Raw genomic sequence first — 1,487 nt, 5'->3', positions numbered from 1 at the left:
CAGGATCGCCGCGCCCTCGCCCGAGGCCTTCGCCGCGTCGTACTCCGCCACGATGCGTAGTTTGTACTCCGCCGTGAACGTCCGCCGTTTCGGCCTTCCGCCCTGCTCACCAGGCGTACTGGGTAGTGTCGCGATGATCCTCTTCCTGTCTCCCGGCAAGCCTATCCGCACCGAGAAGGCTGCCTCACCTCAGCCTGACAGACAGGGCTGCCCCTCACCGTCAGTTTGGAAGGTGCCTTGATCTTCACCCTGGGTTCAGGGCAGTGGCCGTCGGGGGCCTCACAACGTGACTGGCTGTAGCCCTCGGCCTGGTGGGCCCTTCGGTGCCGACCGGTGTTGTCCGCTGCGTCGGGCACGGATCGGGCACGAGGCCAGCCTTCAGGCCGTCGACAGTCGATCGCGTATTTCGCGCAGACCGGCCTCTAGCGCCGCGAGGTCGGGACGACCTCCGAAACGGGGGTCAAGCGACGACAGTTGCAGTCGTTCAAGAGTCGCCCCGCCACCGCGCTCGCAGATCTCCCGGATCAACTCGTCGCAGGCCGTGCCAAAGACCTCGATGTGGTGAACCGTGATGTCCGTGACCGGGTGATCGCCCGGCTTTCCGTTTGGCATGACACCGATCGTGCCAGCCACCTGATGCGGTCGAGAAGGACCCGCCGCGCCGGCCGATGCCGGCCGAAGGTCGCCAGCAGGCCCGCGCATGCGGGCTGACTGCTTCGTCCCGAAGGAACCGTGGCGGTAGCTGGAACAGGAAGAAGAGCGCCACTGGCCTGCGCCGACTGTCCACCGTCGTCCACGCTTGTACCTGGCGGTTGTCACCCAGCTAGTCACCCACCTCTAGGATGTCGCGATGGGTGAGGACTGGCGCAAGGATCGAGTAGGTGCTGCCCTGCGCGGCGAGAACCCTACGGTGCTTCGTCGCATGACGGCGGGCTTCGCAGTCATCGGAGACGTCCAGTTCCTACCCGGCTACTGCGTCTTGATCACAGAGGATATGGCAGCGGACCGGCTGACCGATCTACCCCGAGCGCGGCGGCTGGCGTTCCTCGACGACATGGAACGCCTCGGTGAGGCAGTCGAGCGCGTGTGTTCGCGGCGTGATCCCGGGTTCCGCCGCATTAACTACGAGATCCTCGGCAACCACGATGCCTTCCTCCACGCGCACATCTGGCCGCGCTTTGAGTGGGAACCCGAGGTCATCCGCGGGCGACCAGTCTGGCTCTACCCGCTCGACCACTGGCAGCAGCCGGAGACAGGACTCGGGCCCCAGCACGACGACCTACGGAAGGAACTAACCGAGACACTCAGCAACCCTCACCCGTAGCCGGCTCGCCCCCCCCCGGCTGCGGAAGGAGCCCGCCCAGAGTTCACGGGTCCAGGACCCCTTGCTTGTAAGAGCGACCGGCAATTGGGCCGTAGGTTCGGTCAGAAGATCAGATCGGGGCAGCAAGCGGGCACAGGCATCAACGATCATGTGAGTTCTCTAC

The 1,487-nt window shown here is 65.4% G+C and carries 2 protein-coding genes; one reads left to right on the top strand and one right to left on the bottom strand.

Features of this window, described 5'->3' with window-relative positions; all coding sequences use genetic code 11:
• Window positions 1–378: 378 nt before the first annotated feature.
• A complete protein-coding gene (locus ABZ807_RS33350) occupies window positions 379–633 on the bottom strand; it encodes a hypothetical protein (RefSeq protein ID WP_357167162.1) in 255 nt (84 codons plus the stop codon).
• A 217-nt stretch (window positions 634–850) separates the two neighbouring features.
• Between ABZ807_RS33350 and ABZ807_RS33345 the strand changes: the two genes are divergently transcribed.
• Window positions 851–1,324 (top strand): diadenosine tetraphosphate hydrolase, encoded by a 474-nt coding sequence (locus tag ABZ807_RS33345; RefSeq protein ID WP_357167159.1) that lies wholly within the window; start codon window positions 851–853, stop codon window positions 1,322–1,324.
• The last annotated feature ends 163 nt before the right edge of the window (window positions 1,325–1,487 follow it).

It is taken from the genome of Micromonospora sp. NPDC047548 (assembly GCF_040642975.1).
Classification (GTDB): Bacteria; Actinomycetota; Actinomycetes; order Mycobacteriales; family Micromonosporaceae; genus Micromonospora.
This window is presented reverse-complemented; position numbering and strand designations above follow the sequence as displayed.